At 73.7% G+C, this 15,335-nt stretch carries 15 protein-coding genes and 1 tRNA gene; 1 reads left to right on the forward strand and 15 read right to left on the reverse strand.

The window, feature by feature from the left end; all coding sequences use genetic code 11:
• Nucleotides 1–73 precede the first annotated feature (73 nt).
• Nucleotides 74–1,318, reverse strand: a complete 1,245-nt coding sequence (locus DT076_RS03980) for a branched-chain amino acid ABC transporter substrate-binding protein (RefSeq protein ID WP_199538948.1) — start codon at nucleotides 1,316–1,318, stop codon at nucleotides 74–76.
• 249 nt (nucleotides 1,319–1,567) lie between these two features.
• The gene (locus DT076_RS03985; RefSeq protein ID WP_114125367.1) at nucleotides 1,568–2,215 is read right to left on the reverse strand and encodes an ANTAR domain-containing response regulator; all 648 of its coding nucleotides are present in this window, start codon (nucleotides 2,213–2,215) and stop codon (nucleotides 1,568–1,570) included.
• Between the two features lie 156 nt (nucleotides 2,216–2,371).
• Here DT076_RS03985 and DT076_RS03990 point away from each other — a divergent pair.
• Nucleotides 2,372–2,445 (forward strand) — tRNA-Leu (locus tag DT076_RS03990).
• 123 nt (nucleotides 2,446–2,568) lie between these two features.
• Here DT076_RS03990 and pyk read toward each other — a convergent pair.
• The 13 genes from pyk to ftsW form a co-directional block, all read right to left on the reverse strand.
• Complete coding sequence (gene pyk, locus DT076_RS03995) at nucleotides 2,569–3,987, reverse strand: pyruvate kinase (RefSeq protein ID WP_114125368.1); 1,419 nt, start codon at nucleotides 3,985–3,987, stop codon at nucleotides 2,569–2,571.
• A gap of 122 nt (nucleotides 3,988–4,109) precedes the next feature.
• On the reverse strand, nucleotides 4,110–5,030 hold the full coding sequence (locus DT076_RS04000; protein WP_114125636.1) for an RluA family pseudouridine synthase: 921 nt from the start codon (nucleotides 5,028–5,030) through the stop codon (nucleotides 4,110–4,112).
• A 37-nt stretch (nucleotides 5,031–5,067) separates the two neighbouring features.
• A complete protein-coding gene (gene lspA, locus DT076_RS04005; protein ID WP_114125369.1) occupies nucleotides 5,068–5,550 on the reverse strand; it encodes a signal peptidase II in 483 nt (160 codons plus the stop codon).
• Between the two features lie 62 nt (nucleotides 5,551–5,612).
• Nucleotides 5,613–6,071, reverse strand: coding sequence for a TraR/DksA family transcriptional regulator (locus DT076_RS04010; RefSeq protein ID WP_114125370.1), 459 nt, complete (start codon nucleotides 6,069–6,071; stop codon nucleotides 5,613–5,615).
• Between the two features lie 189 nt (nucleotides 6,072–6,260).
• On the reverse strand, nucleotides 6,261–7,187 hold the full coding sequence (locus DT076_RS04015; protein ID WP_114125371.1) for a DivIVA domain-containing protein: 927 nt from the start codon (nucleotides 7,185–7,187) through the stop codon (nucleotides 6,261–6,263).
• A gap of 148 nt (nucleotides 7,188–7,335) precedes the next feature.
• Nucleotides 7,336–7,632 carry a YggT family protein gene (locus DT076_RS04020; protein ID WP_233493622.1) on the reverse strand — a complete coding sequence of 99 codons (297 nt, stop codon included), beginning with the start codon at nucleotides 7,630–7,632 and terminating at the stop codon, nucleotides 7,336–7,338.
• Nucleotides 7,633–7,675: 43 nt separating this feature from the next.
• Nucleotides 7,676–8,224, reverse strand: coding sequence for a cell division protein SepF (locus DT076_RS04025; RefSeq protein ID WP_114125638.1), 549 nt, complete (start codon nucleotides 8,222–8,224; stop codon nucleotides 7,676–7,678).
• Nucleotides 8,225–8,348: 124 nt separating this feature from the next.
• Nucleotides 8,349–9,116 carry a polyphenol oxidase family protein gene (locus tag DT076_RS04030; protein ID WP_233493623.1) on the reverse strand — a complete coding sequence of 256 codons (768 nt, stop codon included), beginning with the start codon at nucleotides 9,114–9,116 and terminating at the stop codon, nucleotides 8,349–8,351.
• Nucleotides 9,117–10,346 carry a cell division protein FtsZ gene (ftsZ, locus tag DT076_RS04035; RefSeq protein ID WP_114125372.1) on the reverse strand — a complete coding sequence of 410 codons (1,230 nt, stop codon included), beginning with the start codon at nucleotides 10,344–10,346 and terminating at the stop codon, nucleotides 9,117–9,119. It abuts the gene before it with no gap.
• Nucleotides 10,347–10,512: 166 nt separating this feature from the next.
• Nucleotides 10,513–11,253 (reverse strand): cell division protein FtsQ/DivIB, encoded by a 741-nt coding sequence (locus DT076_RS04040; protein WP_114125373.1) that lies wholly within the window; start codon nucleotides 11,251–11,253, stop codon nucleotides 10,513–10,515.
• Nucleotides 11,253–12,701, reverse strand: coding sequence for a UDP-N-acetylmuramate--L-alanine ligase (murC, locus tag DT076_RS04045; RefSeq protein WP_114125374.1), 1,449 nt, complete (start codon nucleotides 12,699–12,701; stop codon nucleotides 11,253–11,255). Before murC ends, DT076_RS04040 begins: the two co-directional genes overlap by 1 nt.
• Nucleotides 12,701–13,804 (reverse strand): undecaprenyldiphospho-muramoylpentapeptide beta-N-acetylglucosaminyltransferase, encoded by a 1,104-nt coding sequence (murG, locus tag DT076_RS04050; protein WP_114125375.1) that lies wholly within the window; start codon nucleotides 13,802–13,804, stop codon nucleotides 12,701–12,703. Before murG ends, murC begins: the two co-directional genes overlap by 1 nt.
• A gap of 163 nt (nucleotides 13,805–13,967) precedes the next feature.
• A complete protein-coding gene (ftsW, locus tag DT076_RS04055) occupies nucleotides 13,968–15,335 on the reverse strand; it encodes a putative lipid II flippase FtsW (protein ID WP_199538949.1) in 1,368 nt (455 codons plus the stop codon).

Raw genomic sequence — 15,335 nt, forward strand, 5'->3', positions numbered from 1 at the left:
CGTCACTCCTGGCCGGACGACGGGGACGGACCGCGGCGTCCGTCCCCGTCGTGTGGTTGACGTGTGGAGTGGGTCAGTCCTCGAACTCGTCGGTCTGGTCGGCCACCCAGGCCCCGCCCTCGACCTTGTAGGCGGTGAGGATCCGGGTGGTGTTGTCGCCGAACTCGTCGAAGGCGACCGGACCGGTGGCGCCCTCGAAGGACACGCTGGCCATGGCCTCGACGGTGGCCTCGCGGGCGTCCTCGGCGGTCTCGGCCTCGGGCAGGGAGACCTTGAGCGCCTCGATCACGGCCTGGGCCGCGTCGTAGGAGTAGGCGCCGTAGGCCTCGTACGGGTCGGGGAAGCCCGCGGCCTCGTAGTCGGTGACGAACTGCTGGGCCGAGGGCAGGTCCTCGACCGGGGCGCCGACGGAGGTGGCGAGGTCGCCCTCGGACTGCTCACCGGCCAGCTCGATGTACTCCGGGCTGTACATGCCGTCACCGCCCATCAGCGGGATGTCGAGGCCGGCGGCCTTCATCTGCTGCGACAGCGGGCCGGACTGCGGGTACTCCCCGCCGTAGTAGAGCGCCTCGGGGTCGCCGCTGCCGACCGAGGTGATGACGGCGGAGAAGTTGTCGTCCTCGGGGTTGATGGTCTCGGCGGCGACGATCTCCCCGCCCAGCTCCTCGAACTCGGCGCTGAACGCCTCGACCAGGCCCTGGCCGTAGGCCTTCTTGTCGTGAACCGTCGCGATCCGGGTGATGCCGGCGGTCTCGTAGAGGTAGCGCGCCGCGAACGGGCCCTGGATCGAGTCGGTGGTGCAGGTGCGGAAGTAGGTCGGGTAGGTGCGCTCGGGCGCGGTGTCGAAGTTCGCACCACGGGTGAGCGAGGGGTTGGTGTTGGCCGGGGAGACCTGCAGGATGCCGGCGGCGTCGAAGACCGGCTGGACGGCCTGGCCGACCGAGGAGTTCAGCGGGCCGACCATCGCGACGACGTCGGCGTCGGAGGACAGCGAGGTGGCGGCGTTGCGGCCGACGTCCGGGGTGGCCTGATCGTCCTCTGGCTGCACCTCCAGCGTCCAGCCGGGGATCGCGCCGGACTCGTTGGCCTGCTGCACGGCCAGCTCGACCGAGTGCTGGATGCCCAGGCCCAGGGGGGCCAGGTCGCCCGACAGCGGCGCCACCACACCGATGACCGCGGTCTTGGTCTCACCGCCACCGCCGCCGGCGCCGCCCTCGGCGCCACCTCCGCCCTCCTCGGCGCGCGTGCCGCACGCGGTCAACGCCATCGCCGCCGCCAGCAGGGTGGCCCCTGCGACGAGAATGCGGTTCTTCGCCACGATTCCTCCTGGTGTGAACGACCGCGCGGAGCCACTCCCCCGCGAGTCGAGCCGAACACTACGCCCGGGCGAACCCGCCGGGAATCGCCCGACTCGTGCTCGTTGCCACTTCGTTATCCACCTGTCGGAGGAATGTTCCCGCCGTAACGCGCCCGTCACGCGAGCATCTGCGGCGGGCCGGGTCCGGCACGCGTCCGGGGGACGACGACGCGCCCCGGCCGGGATGGGCCGGGGCGCGTCGGGGACTCGTCAGCGGGTGGGGCGCTTGATGGTGGAGGCCTTGTTGTTCTTGGCGTGCTCGATGACGCCCTCGGCCACCTCGCGCATCGACTTGCGCAGGTCCATCGCGGTCTTCTGGATCCAGCGGAACGCCTCGGGCTCGCTCAGACCCAGACCGGTCTGCAGCAGCGCCTTGGCCTGGTCGACCGCCTTGCGGGAGGCGAGCCGGTCCGACAGGTCGGCCACCTCGGCCTCGATCGCGCGGATCTCGGCGAACCGGCCGATGGCGATCTCGATCGCCGGCACCACGTCGGAGGCCTCGAACGGCTTGACCACGTAGGCCATCGCCCCGGCCTCGCGGGCCCGCTCGACCAGCTCGCGCTGGCTGAACGCGGTCAGCATCACCACCGGCGCGATCCGCTCCTCGGCGATCGTCTGGGCGGCGGTGATGCCGTCCATCTTCGGCATCTGCACGTCCATCACCACCAGGTCCGGACGCAGCTCCTGGGCCATCTGCACCGCGGCCTCGCCGTCGGCGGCCTCGCCCACCACCTGGTAGCCCTCGTCGGTGAGCAGCTCGACGAGGTCGAGGCGGATCAGCGCCTCGTCCTCGGCCACCAGGACCCGGGGCTTGCTGCCGGTGGACGCGCTGCTCTCGGTCGCCTCTGCCTCTGTCACTCGCTCTGCCTCTGCCGCTCGGTGGGTCGTTCGGGTGGACGCTGGTCCGGGGGCCACCGTACCGCGTCGGGGAAGGGTCGGCGTGCCGCTGCGGCACGATCCACGGCGCCGTCGCGCGTCCGGACGCCCCGCATGCACTACGGTGGACGACGCCCCGCCCCGATAGCCCAATCGGCAGAGGCGATGGTCTCAAAAACCATTCAGTGTGGGTTCGAGTCCCACTCGGGGCACTCCCCGCCGGGCCCCTGCGCATGAGGAGTCTCACACCGCCGGGGACGGCGGAGGGCCCGGCGCCGGTGACGCCGGACCCTCCTGCGATCCGCTGGGCCGCCCGCGGGGGCGCGGCCCGGGGCTCACTTCAGCGGCCCGCCGATCCGGCGGACGCGGACCATGTTCGTGGTGCCAGAGGCCCCCATCGGGGTGCCGGCCACGATCACGACGCGCTCCCCCTCCACGGCGAGGCCGAGGCGCTCCAGCTCGGCCTCCACCATGAGGATCATCTCGTCGGTGTTGCCGACGGTGTCGACCTTGTAGGCGTCGACACCCCAGGACAGGGTCAGCGTCTGCAGGGTCTGCTGCTCGGGGGTGAAGGCGACCACGGGGATCGGCGAGCGCAGCCGCGACAGCCGGCGCGCGGAGTCCCCGCTCTGGGTGCAGGCCACCAGGTACTTGGCCCCGATCCGCTCCGCCACCTCGGCCGCGGCCTTGGCGATGACGCCCCCGGTGGTGTGCGGGTCCCAGTTGATGGCGCTGATCTTCTCCAGCCCGTGGCTCTCGGTGTTGTCGACGATCCGGGCCATCGTCTGCACGGTGACGATCGGGTACTGCCCGACGCTGGTCTCACCCGACAGCATCACCGCGTCGGCGCCGTCGAGCACCGCGTTCGCGACGTCGCTCGCCTCGGCCCGGGTGGGTCGCGGGGCGGAGATCATCGACTCCAGCATCTGGGTGGCCACGATCACCGGCTTGGCCCACCGGCGGGCGGCGTCGACGATCCGCTTCTGGACCAGCGGCACCTCCTCCAGCGGGAGCTCCACGCCGAGGTCGCCGCGGGCGACCATGAAGGCGTCGAAGGCGTCGATGATCTCGTTGAGGTTCTCCACCGCCTGCGGCTTCTCGATCTTGGCGATCACCGGGACGGTGCGTCCCTCCTCGGCCATGATCTGGCGGACGGCCTCGGCGTCGGCGGCGGTGCGCACGAACGACAGCGCCACCATGTCGAAACCGCTGCGCAGCGCCCAGCGCAGGTCCTCCACGTCCTTCTCGCTCATCGCCGGCACGCTGACCGCCACGCCGGGCAGGTTGATCCCCTTGTTGTTGGAGACCGGGCCGCCGACCACCACGCTGGTGACCACCTCGGTGTCGGTGACCTCCTCGGCGCGCAGCGTCAGCCGGCCGTCGTCGACCAGGATGGTGTCGCCCGGGCTGACGTCGCCGGGCAGACCCTTGTAGGTGGTCGAGCAGCGCTCGACATCGCCCTCGACGTCGTCGGTGGTGATGGTGAAGCGGGCGCCGTGGGCGAGGTTCTCCTTGCCCTCGGCGAACCGCCCGAGCCGGATCTTCGGGCCCTGCAGGTCGGCCAGCAGGCCGACGGTGCGCCCGACCTCGGCGGCGGCCGCCCGCAGGTTGGTGAGCCGCTCCTCGTGCTCGCTGTGGTCGCCGTGGCTCATGTTGAACCGGGCGACGTCCATGCCGGCCTCGACCAGCTCCTTCATCCGCTCGGGGGAGGCCACTGCCGGCCCGAGCGTGCACACGATCTTCGCTCTACGCACGTTCCCCGACCCTACTCATCCCCGCTCCTGCCAGCACATCGGAGGCGGTGCCCGGTCCACCCACCGGGACCCGACCAGACCAGTGGGCAGGGACGTCTCAGACCAGTGCGACGCTGGCCCGCTCAGCCCGCGGCGACGATGTCGAGGGCGGCCTGCAGGTCGTCGGGGTAGGACGAGGTGAAGGTCACCGGTTCGCCGGTCCCGGGGTGCACGAACCCCAGCCGGACGGCGTGCAGCCACTGCCGCTCCAGCCCCAGCCGGCGGGCGAGCACCGGGTCGCTGCCGTAGACCGGGTCGCCCACGCAGGGGTGGCGGATGGCCTGCAGGTGCACCCGGATCTGGTGGGTGCGCCCGGTCTCCAGGTGCACCTCGAGCAGGGTGGTGCCGACGAAGGCCTCCAGCGTGCGGTAGTGGGTGACCGAGTGCCGGCCGCCGTCCACGACCGCCATCTTCCAGTCGTTGCCGGGGTGCCGCCCGATCGGGGCGTCGATGGTGCCGTCGAACGGGTCGGGATGGCCCTGCACCAGGGTGTGGTAGACCTTCTCGACCGTCCGGTCGCGGAAGGCCCGCTTGAGCAGGGTGTAGGCGTGCTCGCTCTTGGCCACCACCATCAGCCCGGAGGTGCCGACGTCGAGCCGCTGCACGATCCCCTGCCGCTCCGGTGCGCCGGACGTCGAGATCCGGAACCCGGCCCCGGCCAGGTGCTCCACCACCGACGGGCCGTCCCAGCCCTGGGTGGGGTGGGCCGCCACCCCGACCGGCTTGTCGACCACCACGAGGTCGGCGTCGTCGTGGACGATCCGCACGCCCTCGACCACACTGGGGGTCACCTCGACCCCGTGCCGCTCCTCGGGCAGGTCGACCTCGAGCATCGCCCCGGCGCTCACCGGGTCGGACTTGGCCACCGGACGGCCGTCGAGCAGCACCCGGCCGGCACCGATCAGCTCGGCCAGCTGGCTACGGGAGAGCCCGAGCATCCGGGCGGCGGCGGCGTCGACCCGGTCCCCGTCCAGGCCGTCGGGGACGAGCAGCACCCGGTTCACCACCGCGACCACCGTCCCGACCGGGTCGCCGGCGCGCTCACGAGACCCGCTCGCCGCGCAGGCTGGCCTGGCCGAACAGCGACACCCAGGCGATGGTCACCGCGGCGAAGGTGACGCAGACGTCGGCGACGTTGAAGATCGCCGGGAAGTAGGGCAGCTCGAGGAAGTCGACCACGTGCCCGTGCAGCGGGGCCGGCGGACGGACCAGCCGGTCGGTGAGGTTGCCGCAGACGCCGGCGCCGAGCAGCCCGAAGCCGAGCGCCCAGCCACGGTGCCGGACCCGCCACAGCAGCACCAGCAGCACGACCAGCACCGTGGCCGAGAGCAGGGTGAAGACGATGGTGACGCCCTCCCCCATCCCGAAGGCGGCGCCGGAGTTGAAGATCAGCCGCAGGGTCAGCAGCCCGCCGAGCAGCCGCACCGGGTCGCCCTCGGCCAGATGGCTGAGCGCGAGGTGCTTGGTGAGCTGGTCCAGGCCGTAGCCGACCACCAGGACGCCGAGGATGATGGCGCGGGCCACCGCCGGCCGGACCCGTCCCCGGACGGGTTCGGGTGCAGCGAGGGTGCTGGTGTCCTCGGGGATCAGCGACGCTCCTCACGCTGCTTGCAGGTCACGCACAGGGTGGCGCGCGGGAACACCTGCAGCCGGCCCTTGCCGATCGGCTGGCCGCAGTTCTCGCAGGCGCCGTAGTGGCCGTCGCGGATGCTGCGCAGCGCCACCAGGCCCTGCTCCAGCATCTCCCGCGCGCTGTGGGCCAGGGTCATCTCCTGGTCGCGCTCGAAGTTGTTGGCGCCGACGTCGGCCGGGTCGCGTCCCGCGCCGTCGGTGCCGTCGCGCATGTCGGCGAGCTCGTGCTCGGCCAGCTCGACCGCCGCCTCCTGCTTGGCGATGTCGGCCAGCAGCTCCTCGATCAGCTCGTGGACCTCCTCGCTGGTCCACGGCTCCTCGCCGTCGCGGAAGGGCAGCGCGGCCGGGTCCACCGACGTCCGCCAGGACAGGTCCTTCGCCGCCCCTGCGGCGCCACGCTTGGCCGAGCTCATCGTGCCTCCTCCTGCCTCCCGGACGCCCGTGCGCCGGAGGACGCGGTGGACAGTACACGACCCGCGCACGTCCTGGCGGTCACGGACACGGCGCCGTCGGGCCGGCCGCTCCTCCGGGGGCGGGGACGGCACAGGGCCCCACCGGGAGGTGGGGCCCTGCCAGGTGTGCTCGGCGACCGGTCGGCGGGCTCAGCCGTTGTCGCGGATCAGCGCATCCAGCCGCGGGGTCGCGGTGCCCTGGGCGTGCCCGCGACGGCCGGCCGGGGTCGGGCCCTCGCCCTCGCCCTCGCTCTCGTCGTCGAGCAGCACCGGGCGCTGCTTGGGCTGCACGTCGAGGTTCTGCACCCGCTGCAGCTGCTCCTGGAGCAGGTTGGTGAAGGTGCCGCGGTACTCGGCCTCGAAGTCGCGCAGCTCGCGGACCGAGGCGCGCAGCGTGTCGCGCTCGGACTCCAGCTCGGTGAACAGCTGGGTGCGGCGCTCCTCCACCTGGCGGTTGAGGTCGTCGGCCTTGGCGGTGGCCTCGTTGCGGACGCGCTCGGCGTTGACCCGCGCCTCCGACTCCACCCGCTCGGCCTTGGTGCGGGCATCGGTGGTGATCTCGTGGGCCTCGCGCTTGGCGCCCTCGACGGTCTTCTTCGCCTCGTCGCGCGCGTCCTCGACGGTCTTCTTGGCCTCGGCCTGCGCCTCGGTGACCAGGCTCTCGGCCTGCTCGGTGGCGAGCTGGACCAGACGCACCACGGCCGGGCTGGCCTCGGCGCCAGTGGTCACGACGATCTTCTCGGTGCCGTTGCCGGCCACCGCGGTGACCTGCTCGGGCTTCTCCGCGGCGGGCTGCGGTGCGGCGGGCTGCGGCGCGGGCGCGGCCGGCTCGGGCTGCTTCTCCTTGGCCGGGGCCGGCTGGCGCAGGGTGTCCTCGCCGCTCTCGGCCGGGGAGGGAGCGCTCTGCGATGCCTTGAGCGTCTCGATCTGACGCTTGAGCATCTGGTTCTCCTCGACCAGCTGGGCGAAGGAGGCCTCCACGCGGTCGACGAAGAGGTCGACGTCCGTCACCTCATAGCCCGCACGCCGGGCCATGTGGAACTTGGTGTTACGGACTTCCTCCAGCGTCAGGGTCATCTCTCACCTCTCGTCGATCGGGCGCGACTCCCGCCGACGATACCCAAGCCACCCGAGCCACGCACCCTCAACTGTGGAGCCGGGGTCGAGGCTCTCCGGCCGGCGTCGGGGCACCGGGTGCCGGGCGGCGGTCGGGAACCGTGCGGGCTCAGCGCAGGAAGAGCGCGGCGTTGACCTGCACGAGGACGAGCACGAGCAGCCACAGCACCATGAAGGAGAGGTCGACCGCGACCTGGCCCACCCGCAGCGGCGGGATGAACCGACGCAGGAAGCGCAGCGGCGGGTCGGTGACGGTGTAGACGGCCTCGGCCACCACCAGCACCGGTCCCTTGGGCGACCACTGGGGGCTGAACATCGGCACCCAGCTGAGCACCAGACGGGCGAGCAGGATGATCCAGTAGAGCCCGAGCAGCACGCTGATGACGGTTCCGATCAGGTACAACACGACGCGTGCGGCCTCTCTCCCGGACGAGGCCCGGGGTCAGTCGTCAGCTCTGGTTGTAGAACCCGCCGACGATGCGCTCCTTGTCCTCCGCGGTCACGTTGACGTTCTGCGGGGAGATCAGGAACACCTTGCTGGTGACACGTTCGATGGTGCCACGCAGGCCAAAGATCAGACCAGCCGCGAAGTCGACCAGGCGCTTGGCGTCGACGTCCTCCATCTCGGTGAGGTTCATGATCACCGGCACCCCGTCGCGGAAGTGCTCACCGATGGTGCGCGCCTCGTTGTAGGTGCGGGGGTGGACCGTGATGATCCGGGTCATCTCAGCCTCGCGGGGAGCAGGGGTGGGTGCCGGCGCAGTCGCCGCCGGGGTGGCCGTGACGGCCGGGACGGTCTCGGCGCGGCTCGGCAGCCGGGTGGACAGGTCGGTGACCTTCGCCGACCCGGTCTCCGGGGTCTTCTCGGCCCGGGCGGCGGCCTCCCGTGCGCTGGGGACGTCGGCGGTGAGCTCGTCGTCGGCCCACTCCTCCTCGGCGTAGCGGTCGTTCGAGACCAGCCCCAGCCACTCGGCTGCTCCCCTGAGTCGCCCTGCCATCGTCGTGCCTCCGTCCCGCGCGTCGTCGTGCACCGTGTGCGCGTCCCACACTAGTGCCCGGGAGCACCCAGACGGCGCGGCGGACGCGCCGACACGCGGCAGTTCTGCCGGCGCTACGGCGCGGTCAGGCGAACCAGACCAGGGCGGCCTGCCGGCCGCTCTGCGCGCCGTCGCGGCGGTGGCTGTGCAGCTCCTCGTCGGTGCGGGTGCAGCGCCCGAGCGAGTGCACCGTCACCCCCTGCTGCTCCAGCTGGTCCCGGGCGGCGGCACCGAGGTCGAGGGAGGGGGTGCCCCAGCTGGTGGTGGCCCGGATCCGCGGGTGCTGGCGGGCGGCGGCGTCCTGCATCTCGGTCGGCACCTCGTAGCAGGCGCCGCAGACGTGCGGCCCGATGGTGGCGCTGATCCGTCCCGCGCCCGCGCGGCGCATCGCGTCCACGGTGTTGGTCAGCACGCCGGCCAGCAGGCCGACCCGTCCGGCGTGCGCGGCCCCGACCACGCCGGCGGCGGGGTCGGTCAGCACGACCGGGAGGCAGTCGGCGACCCGGATCGCGAGCGCCACCCCGGTGCCGATGGCGTCGGTGGCCACCATGGCGTCGGCGACCGGGAGCCGGCTCTGGCCGGGCAGCGAGCTGCCCAGGTGGCCGTGCTCGCCCCAGCCGGCGACCAGCTCCGGGGTCACCTGGACCACGTCGGGGGTGTGCACCTGACCCAGCGCGACGACGGTGTGCACGTCGAGCGCCGAGCGGACCCGGTCGAAGTTCTCCCGGACCCCGTCGGGGTCGAGGTTGCTGCGGCCGAGGTTGAGGCTGCCCATGGTGCCCTGCGTCACCCCGCCCGAGCGGTCGGTGAAGGCGACGCCGACGCCGTCGCGCACCTCGGTGGCGGCGAACACCTACTTGAGGAAGTCGGGGACGTCCAGGTCGTCCTCGCCGGCCGGAGGGTAGGACGGCCGGGGGGCCGGCCGGGCCGGCTGGCTGGGCTGGCCCGAGGACTGCTGGCCCGGCGCGGGCTGGGTGCGGTTCGGGGCGGGCTGGCCGGCGGGGGCCTGCCCGGTGCCGGCGGGAGCTGCGGGCTGGCCGGCCGGGGCGGCGGTACCGGGGCGGCCGGCCGGCGGCTGCGTGGTGGGCCGGACGTCGGCGCCGCGGCTCACCCCGGGCTGCCGGCGCGGCGGGCCGCCGTTCTCGAAGCCGGCGGCGATGACGGTCACCTTGACCTCGTCGCCCAGGGCGTCGTCGATCACGGTGCCGAAGATGATGTTGGCCTCCTCGTGCGCCGCGGCCTCGATGAGGTTGGCCGCCGCGGAGACCTCGAACAGGCCGAGGTCGGAGCCGCCGGCGATGGAGAGCAGCACCCCGTGCGCCCCGTCGATGCTGGCCTCCAGCAGCGGGGAGGAGACGGCCGCCTCGGCCGCCACCCGGGCCCGGTCCTCACCGCGAGCCTGCCCGATGCCCATCAGCGCCGAGCCCGCGTTCGACATCACCGACTTCACGTCGGCGAAGTCGAGGTTGATCAGGCCGGGGGTGGTGATGAGGTCGGTGATGCCCGAGACGCCCTGCATCAGCACCTGGTCGGCCTGCTTGAAGGCGTCGAGGATGGCGACCTGGTGGTCGGTCATCTGCAGCAGCTTGTCGTTGGGGATGACGATGAGGGTGTCGACCTCCTCGCGCAGCCGGGCGATCCCCTCCTCGGCCTGCTTGGAGCGCTTGCGGCCCTCGAAGCCGAAGGGGCGGGTCACCACGCCGATGGTCAGCGCCCCCAGCGCGCGGGAGATCCGGGCCACCACCGGCGCGGCCCCGGTGCCGGTGCCACCGCCCTCGCCGGCGGTGACGAAGACCATGTCGGCGCCCTTGAGGGTGTTCTCCAGCTCCTCGGCGTTGTCCTCGGCCGCCTGCCGTCCCTTGTCGGGATCGGCGCCGGCGCCCAGACCCCGGGTGAGGTCGCGCCCGATGTCGACCTTCACGTCGGCGTCGCTCATCAGCATCGCCTGCGCGTCGGTGTTGACCGCGATGAACTCCACGCCCCGCAACCCGGCCTCGATCATCCGGTTGACGGCGTTCACTCCGCCGCCGCCGACACCCACGACCTTGATGATCGCGAGGTAGTTCTGCGATGGGTTCGTCATCAGGCGTCCGCCTCTTTCTGCAGTGTCTGTCCCGGGAGGGGTCCGACCGGGCGCGGGCCGGGTGCGGCGTCCGGTCAGGCTATGAGAGCCCTCGGAGCCGCGTCCAACAATGCCGCACGACGCGCCGACAGTCTCAAGGTGAGGTTCAGGGTGAGGCGCTCGGGCCTCAGCGGACGGTCGGGTGGGAGGGCACGGAGACGTTGTAGACCTCCCCCTCCTGGCGCAGCAGCACGGTGGCGACCTCGGCCTTGAGCGGGGAGTCCTCCGCGCTGCCCCAGTCGAGCCGGCGGTCGTCGGTGAGCCGCAGGGTGAGGGTGTCGGCGGAGCTGGCGCTGACCGACCGCACCTGCTCGAGCAGCTCCGGCGGGCAGGCGCGGACGACGGTGGCCAGGTCGACCAGCAGCCGCTCCCGCTGCTCCGGTGCGACCTCCTCCCCCAGCACGGCCGGCACGACGCCGTCGGGCACCTCCGCCACGGTGGTGAAGGCGACGCCGGCCCGGTCGACCAGCGCCCAGCGGCCGTCCCGCGCGGTGGCCAGCACCGGGGTGCGCTCGGTCACCGCCAGCACGACGGTGTCGGGCACCCGACGGTGCACCTCGACCGACTCCACCGGGGCGAGCGCGGCCACCCGGGCGGCGATCGCCTCGGTGTCCAGCCGCACCAGCGGACGCCCCGACGGCACCGCGGCCGCCTCCCGGACGCCCTCGGGGGTGAGCACGGCGGTCCCCTCCACCCGCACCGAGCGCACCGCCAGCACCGAGGACCAGCCGACGAGGTAGCCGAGCCCGCCCAGCACGGCCAGCACCAGCACCAGCACGAGGACGGTCCTCAGGCGACGGCGGCGTCCCTGCCGGCGTCGGGCCTGCAGGGCCGGTCGGGCGTCGGAGACCGGGGGGCGGCGTGCCATCAGCGGACGCCGTCCGGTCCGGCCAGGGCGCGGACCAGCTCGGGGCCGACCGCGGTGACGTCGCCGGCGCCGACGGTCATCACCAGGTCGCCCGGACGCACCAGCTCCCGCAGCCGGGACACCACCTCCTCCCGGCGGCGCACCCAGTGCACGTGCTCGGCACCCAGCCGGACGGCGCAGGCGTCGGCCACCAGCCCGGAGTCCACCCCGGGCAGCGGCTCCTCCCGCGCCGGGTAGACGTCCATCAGCACGACCTCGTCGGCCAGCGCGAGCGCGGCGCCGAAGTCGTCGGCGAAGTCACGCGTGCGGCTGAACAGGTGCGGCTGGAAGCAGACCACCAGCCGGCGCCCGGCGGCGGCGCGGCCGGCCGCGAGCGCGGCCCGCACCTTGGCGGGGTGGTGGGCGTAGTCGTCGACCACCCGGACGCCGCCGACGTCGGCGACCAGCTGGAAGCGGCGGGCCGTCCCGCCGAAGTCGGCCAGCCCGGCCAGCGCGGTCTCGTGGTCGACCCCGAGCAGCCGGCACACGGCATAGGCGGCGGCCGCGTCGAGGGCCAGGTGGTGACCCGGGCCCGGCACCCGGAGGAGCCCGGTCTCGCTCCCCCGCCAGGTCAGCCGGGCCGTCGTCTCGGTGGGGTGCACGGTGACCTCCTCGAGCACCAGGTCGCTCAGCGGGGACTCGCCGTAGAGCACCTGCTCCGGCCCCTCGTCGCCCAGCTCGGCGAGCCGCTCGGCGAGCACCTGGCAGCCGGGGTCGTCGGCGCAGAGCACGGCGGCCCCCACCCCGGGACGTCCGGCGAAGCGGGCGAAGCCGTCGGCGTAGGCGGCCGGGGTGCCCCAGTTGTCGAGGTGGTCGGGCTCGACGTTGGTCACCACCACCACCTCGGCCGGGTACTGCAGGAAGGAGCCGTCGCTCTCGTCGGCCTCCACCACCACCGGCCCGGTCCCCAGGCCCGCGCTGGTCCCCCACCGCTGCAGCGGCGCGCCGACCACGAAGGTGGGGTCCGCCCCGGCGCTGACCAGGGTGCTGGCCACCATCGCCGAGGTGGTGGTCTTGCCGGCGGTGCCGGCCACCGCCACCCCGCGGGGGGCGGGCACCGAGGACCGCGGCAGCATCAGCGCCGCCAGGGCCGCGCTGCGGTGCCAGACCCGCAGACCGCGGCGGTGCGCCTCGACCAGCTCGGGGTTGTCCGGCCCGACGGCCGTGGAGACCACCACCGTGCGGGCCGACCCGAGCTGCTCGGCGGCGTGCCCGACGAAGGTGCGCACCCCGCGGGCGGCCAGCGAGGCGAGGACCGGTGAGTCGGCACGGTCGCTGCCGCTGACCTCGAGGCCGAGCTCGGCGTACAGCGCGGCGATGCCGCTCATCCCGGAGCCGCCGACGGCGATGAAGTGCACCGGCGCCAGCTGGTCGGGCGCGACCAGCTGGACGGGTTCGACCAGCCCCATCAGCGGCCTCCCGCCGAGCCGGCGGCGGCCAGCACGTGCTCGGCGAGCCGTTCGGCGGCATCGGCCGGCACCAGGTCGCGGCCGGCCGCCGACATCGCCGAGAGCCGTCCGGGGTCGGTGAGCAGCGCGGTCGCCACCTCGGCCAGCCGGTCCGGCGACAGCTCGGCGTCGGGCACCACCACGGCACCGCCGGCCGCCACCAGCGGGTCGGCGTTGCGCTCCTGCTCGCCGTTGCCGTGCGGCAGCGGCACGAACACCCCGGGCAGGCCGACCATCGCGGTCTCCACCACGGTGCCGGCGCCGGAGCGGCCGACCATCAGGTCGGCGGCGGCGTAGGCCTGCTCCATCGCCTCGACGTAGGCCACCGGCCGGTAGCGGGCGCCGCCGGGGTGGTCGGCGGGCTGGATGTCGGGGGTCATGTTGGCCCGGCCCAGCACGTGCAGCACCGAGACACCGGCGGCGAGCAGGCGCTCCCGCGCCCCGGCCAGCGCGGTGTTGATGCTGCGCGCCCCCTGCGAGCCGCCGCTGACCAGCAGCACCGGGCCGTCGGCGGGCAGGTCGAAGGCCGCCCGGGCACCGGCCCGCGCGGCGGCGCGGTCCAGCCGGGAGATCTGGCGGCGCACCGGCAGACCGAGGTAGCGGGCACCGGCCAGCGGGGTGCCGGGGAAGGAGGTGAAGACGTCACGGGTGAACCGGCTGGCCACCCGGTTCGCCAACCCCGGCACGGCGTTCTGCTCGTGGATGACGATCGGGGTGCGCAGCCGCCGCGCCGCCAGGTAGACCGGCATGGCGACGTACCCGCCGAACCCGACGACGACGTCGGCCCGCCGCTGGCGCAGCACGGTGGCGGCCCGGCCGACGGCGCCGGCCAGACGGTGCGGCACCCTGAGCAGGTCGGGGGTGGGGCGGCGGGGCAGCGGCACCGGCGGCACCAGGTCGAGCTCCAGCCCGGCGGCCGGGACGACGGTGGTCTCCAGCCCGCGCTCGGTGCCGACCGCGCTGACCGTCCCCTGCGGGTCGAGCTCGACGAGGGCCTGGGCGGTCGCGATCAGCGGCGAGGTGTGGCCGGCCGATCCACCGCCGGCGAGTACCACGTGGGCCATCGGTTCCTCTCCTCGTGCGGCCGGCACCCGGCCGGTCTGCGTCGTCCTCGTGCGCCCGGCGGCCCGTGGACGGGGCGTCCGGACGTGCGGCCCGCGGTCGGGCCGGCGCCCAGCCTGCCCGATCCGGGCCACCGGCTGGAACCGGCGAGCGCCGGTGACCGGGTCAGCGTCGTCGTCGGGTGCCCGGTGCCGGGCGGCGCCGGTCCCGGCCGGTGGCGGCGGGCGGCTTCGACGGGGTCGCGGCAGGGCTGGTGCGGCCGGTGGACGTCTGGGGCACGACGGCGGTCATCCGCGGCCGCGGCGAGCTGCTCCGGCGCTTGAGCAGCCGCCGGGCCTGGGGCTCCTCCCGGGCGCAGGCCAGCAGCAGCCCGAGCGCGGCCAGGTTGACCAGCATCGCCGCACCGCCGTAGGAGACGAAGGGCAGCGGCACGCCCATCACCGGTGCCAGGCGCAGCACCACGGCGAGGTTGATCAGCGCCTGGCCCATGAACCAGGCGGTGATCCCGGCCGCCAGCATCCGGCAGAAGGTGGTGTCGGAGCGCAGCGCGATCCGCAGCCCGGCGTAGCCCAGGACGAGGAACAGGGTGAGCACGGTGAGGGTGCCGACCAGCCCGAGCTCCTCGCCGATGATGGCGAAGACGAAGTCGGTGTGGGCCTCGACCAGACCGCCGAACTTCTGCCGGGACGCGCCGAGCCCGACCCCCCACCAGCCGCCGGAGGCGAGCGCCCACACCCCGAGGGTGGGTTGCATGCCGATGCCGTCGGTGTCCTCGACGGGGTTGAGGAAGAGAAGGAACCGGTTGACCCGGTTCTCGCTGGTGAGCACCAGCGCGGCCGCACCGCCGGCGGCCAGCAGCCCCAGCAGCGCCAGCAGCCGCAGCGGGGTGCCGACCATCCACAGCACGGCGAGGATGATCACCCCCATCACCACCGCGGTGCCCAGGTCGCGCCCGACCAGGGTCAGCCCGACGAGCACGCCCACCATCGGCACGTAGGGCACCAGCAGGTGGCGGGGCTGCTCGAGCAGCTTCTCCTTGCGGTCCAGCACGTCGGCGCCCCAGAGCACGATGGAGAGCTTGGCCAGCTCCGAGGGCTGGATGTTGAAGAAGTCCAGACCGGGGATGGCGACCCAGTTGGTGTTGCCGCCCGCGCTCACCGCCAGCGGGGTGAAGAGGAGCAGCAGCAGACCGACCGAGACGAACCAGCTCACCCAGGCCAGCACCCGCAGGTGGCGCGGCGGGCGGTAGGCCAGGAACCACAGCGCACCCAGCCCGGCGACCAGGAAGACGATCTGGCGCTTGACGTAGTAGTACGGGTCGTCGTACTCCACCTGGCCGACCACGCTCGAGGCCGACAGCACCATCATGGTGCCGAGCGCGAGCAGCAGGCCGGCCGAGACCACCACCAGCCAGAAGCTGGCGAGCGGGTGGGCCAGGGCCTGGCGGAGGCTGCTCGAGACGCCGGGAGAGGCGTCCGGGGAGGTCGGTTCGGCGGAGCGGTCGGACGACGACGGGGAAGAGAGGATCGTCAC

This window comes from Desertihabitans brevis (assembly GCF_003327535.1).
Taxonomy (GTDB): Bacteria; Actinomycetota; Actinomycetes; order Propionibacteriales; family Propionibacteriaceae; genus Desertihabitans; species Desertihabitans brevis.

Excerpts from the sequence above, each read along its gene's own strand:
- ftsZ (WP_114125372.1), bottom strand. The coding sequence starts at position 10,346 with ATGACGAACCCATCGCAGAACTACCTCGCGATCATCAAGGTCGTGGGT.
- murC (WP_114125374.1), bottom strand. The coding sequence starts at position 12,701 with ATGGGGCTGGTCGAACCCGTCCAGCTGGTCGCGCCCGACCAGCTGGCG.
- DT076_RS04015 (WP_114125371.1), bottom strand. The coding sequence starts at position 7,187 with ATGACCCTGACGCTGGAGGAAGTCCGTAACACCAAGTTCCACATGGCC.
- DT076_RS04040 (WP_114125373.1), bottom strand. The coding sequence starts at position 11,253 with ATGGCACGCCGCCCCCCGGTCTCCGACGCCCGACCGGCCCTGCAGGCC.
- murG (WP_114125375.1), bottom strand. The coding sequence starts at position 13,804 with ATGGCCCACGTGGTACTCGCCGGCGGTGGATCGGCCGGCCACACCTCG.
- DT076_RS04010 (WP_114125370.1), bottom strand. The coding sequence starts at position 6,071 with ATGAGCTCGGCCAAGCGTGGCGCCGCAGGGGCGGCGAAGGACCTGTCC.
- DT076_RS04025 (WP_114125638.1), bottom strand. The coding sequence starts at position 8,224 with ATGGCAGGGCGACTCAGGGGAGCAGCCGAGTGGCTGGGGCTGGTCTCG.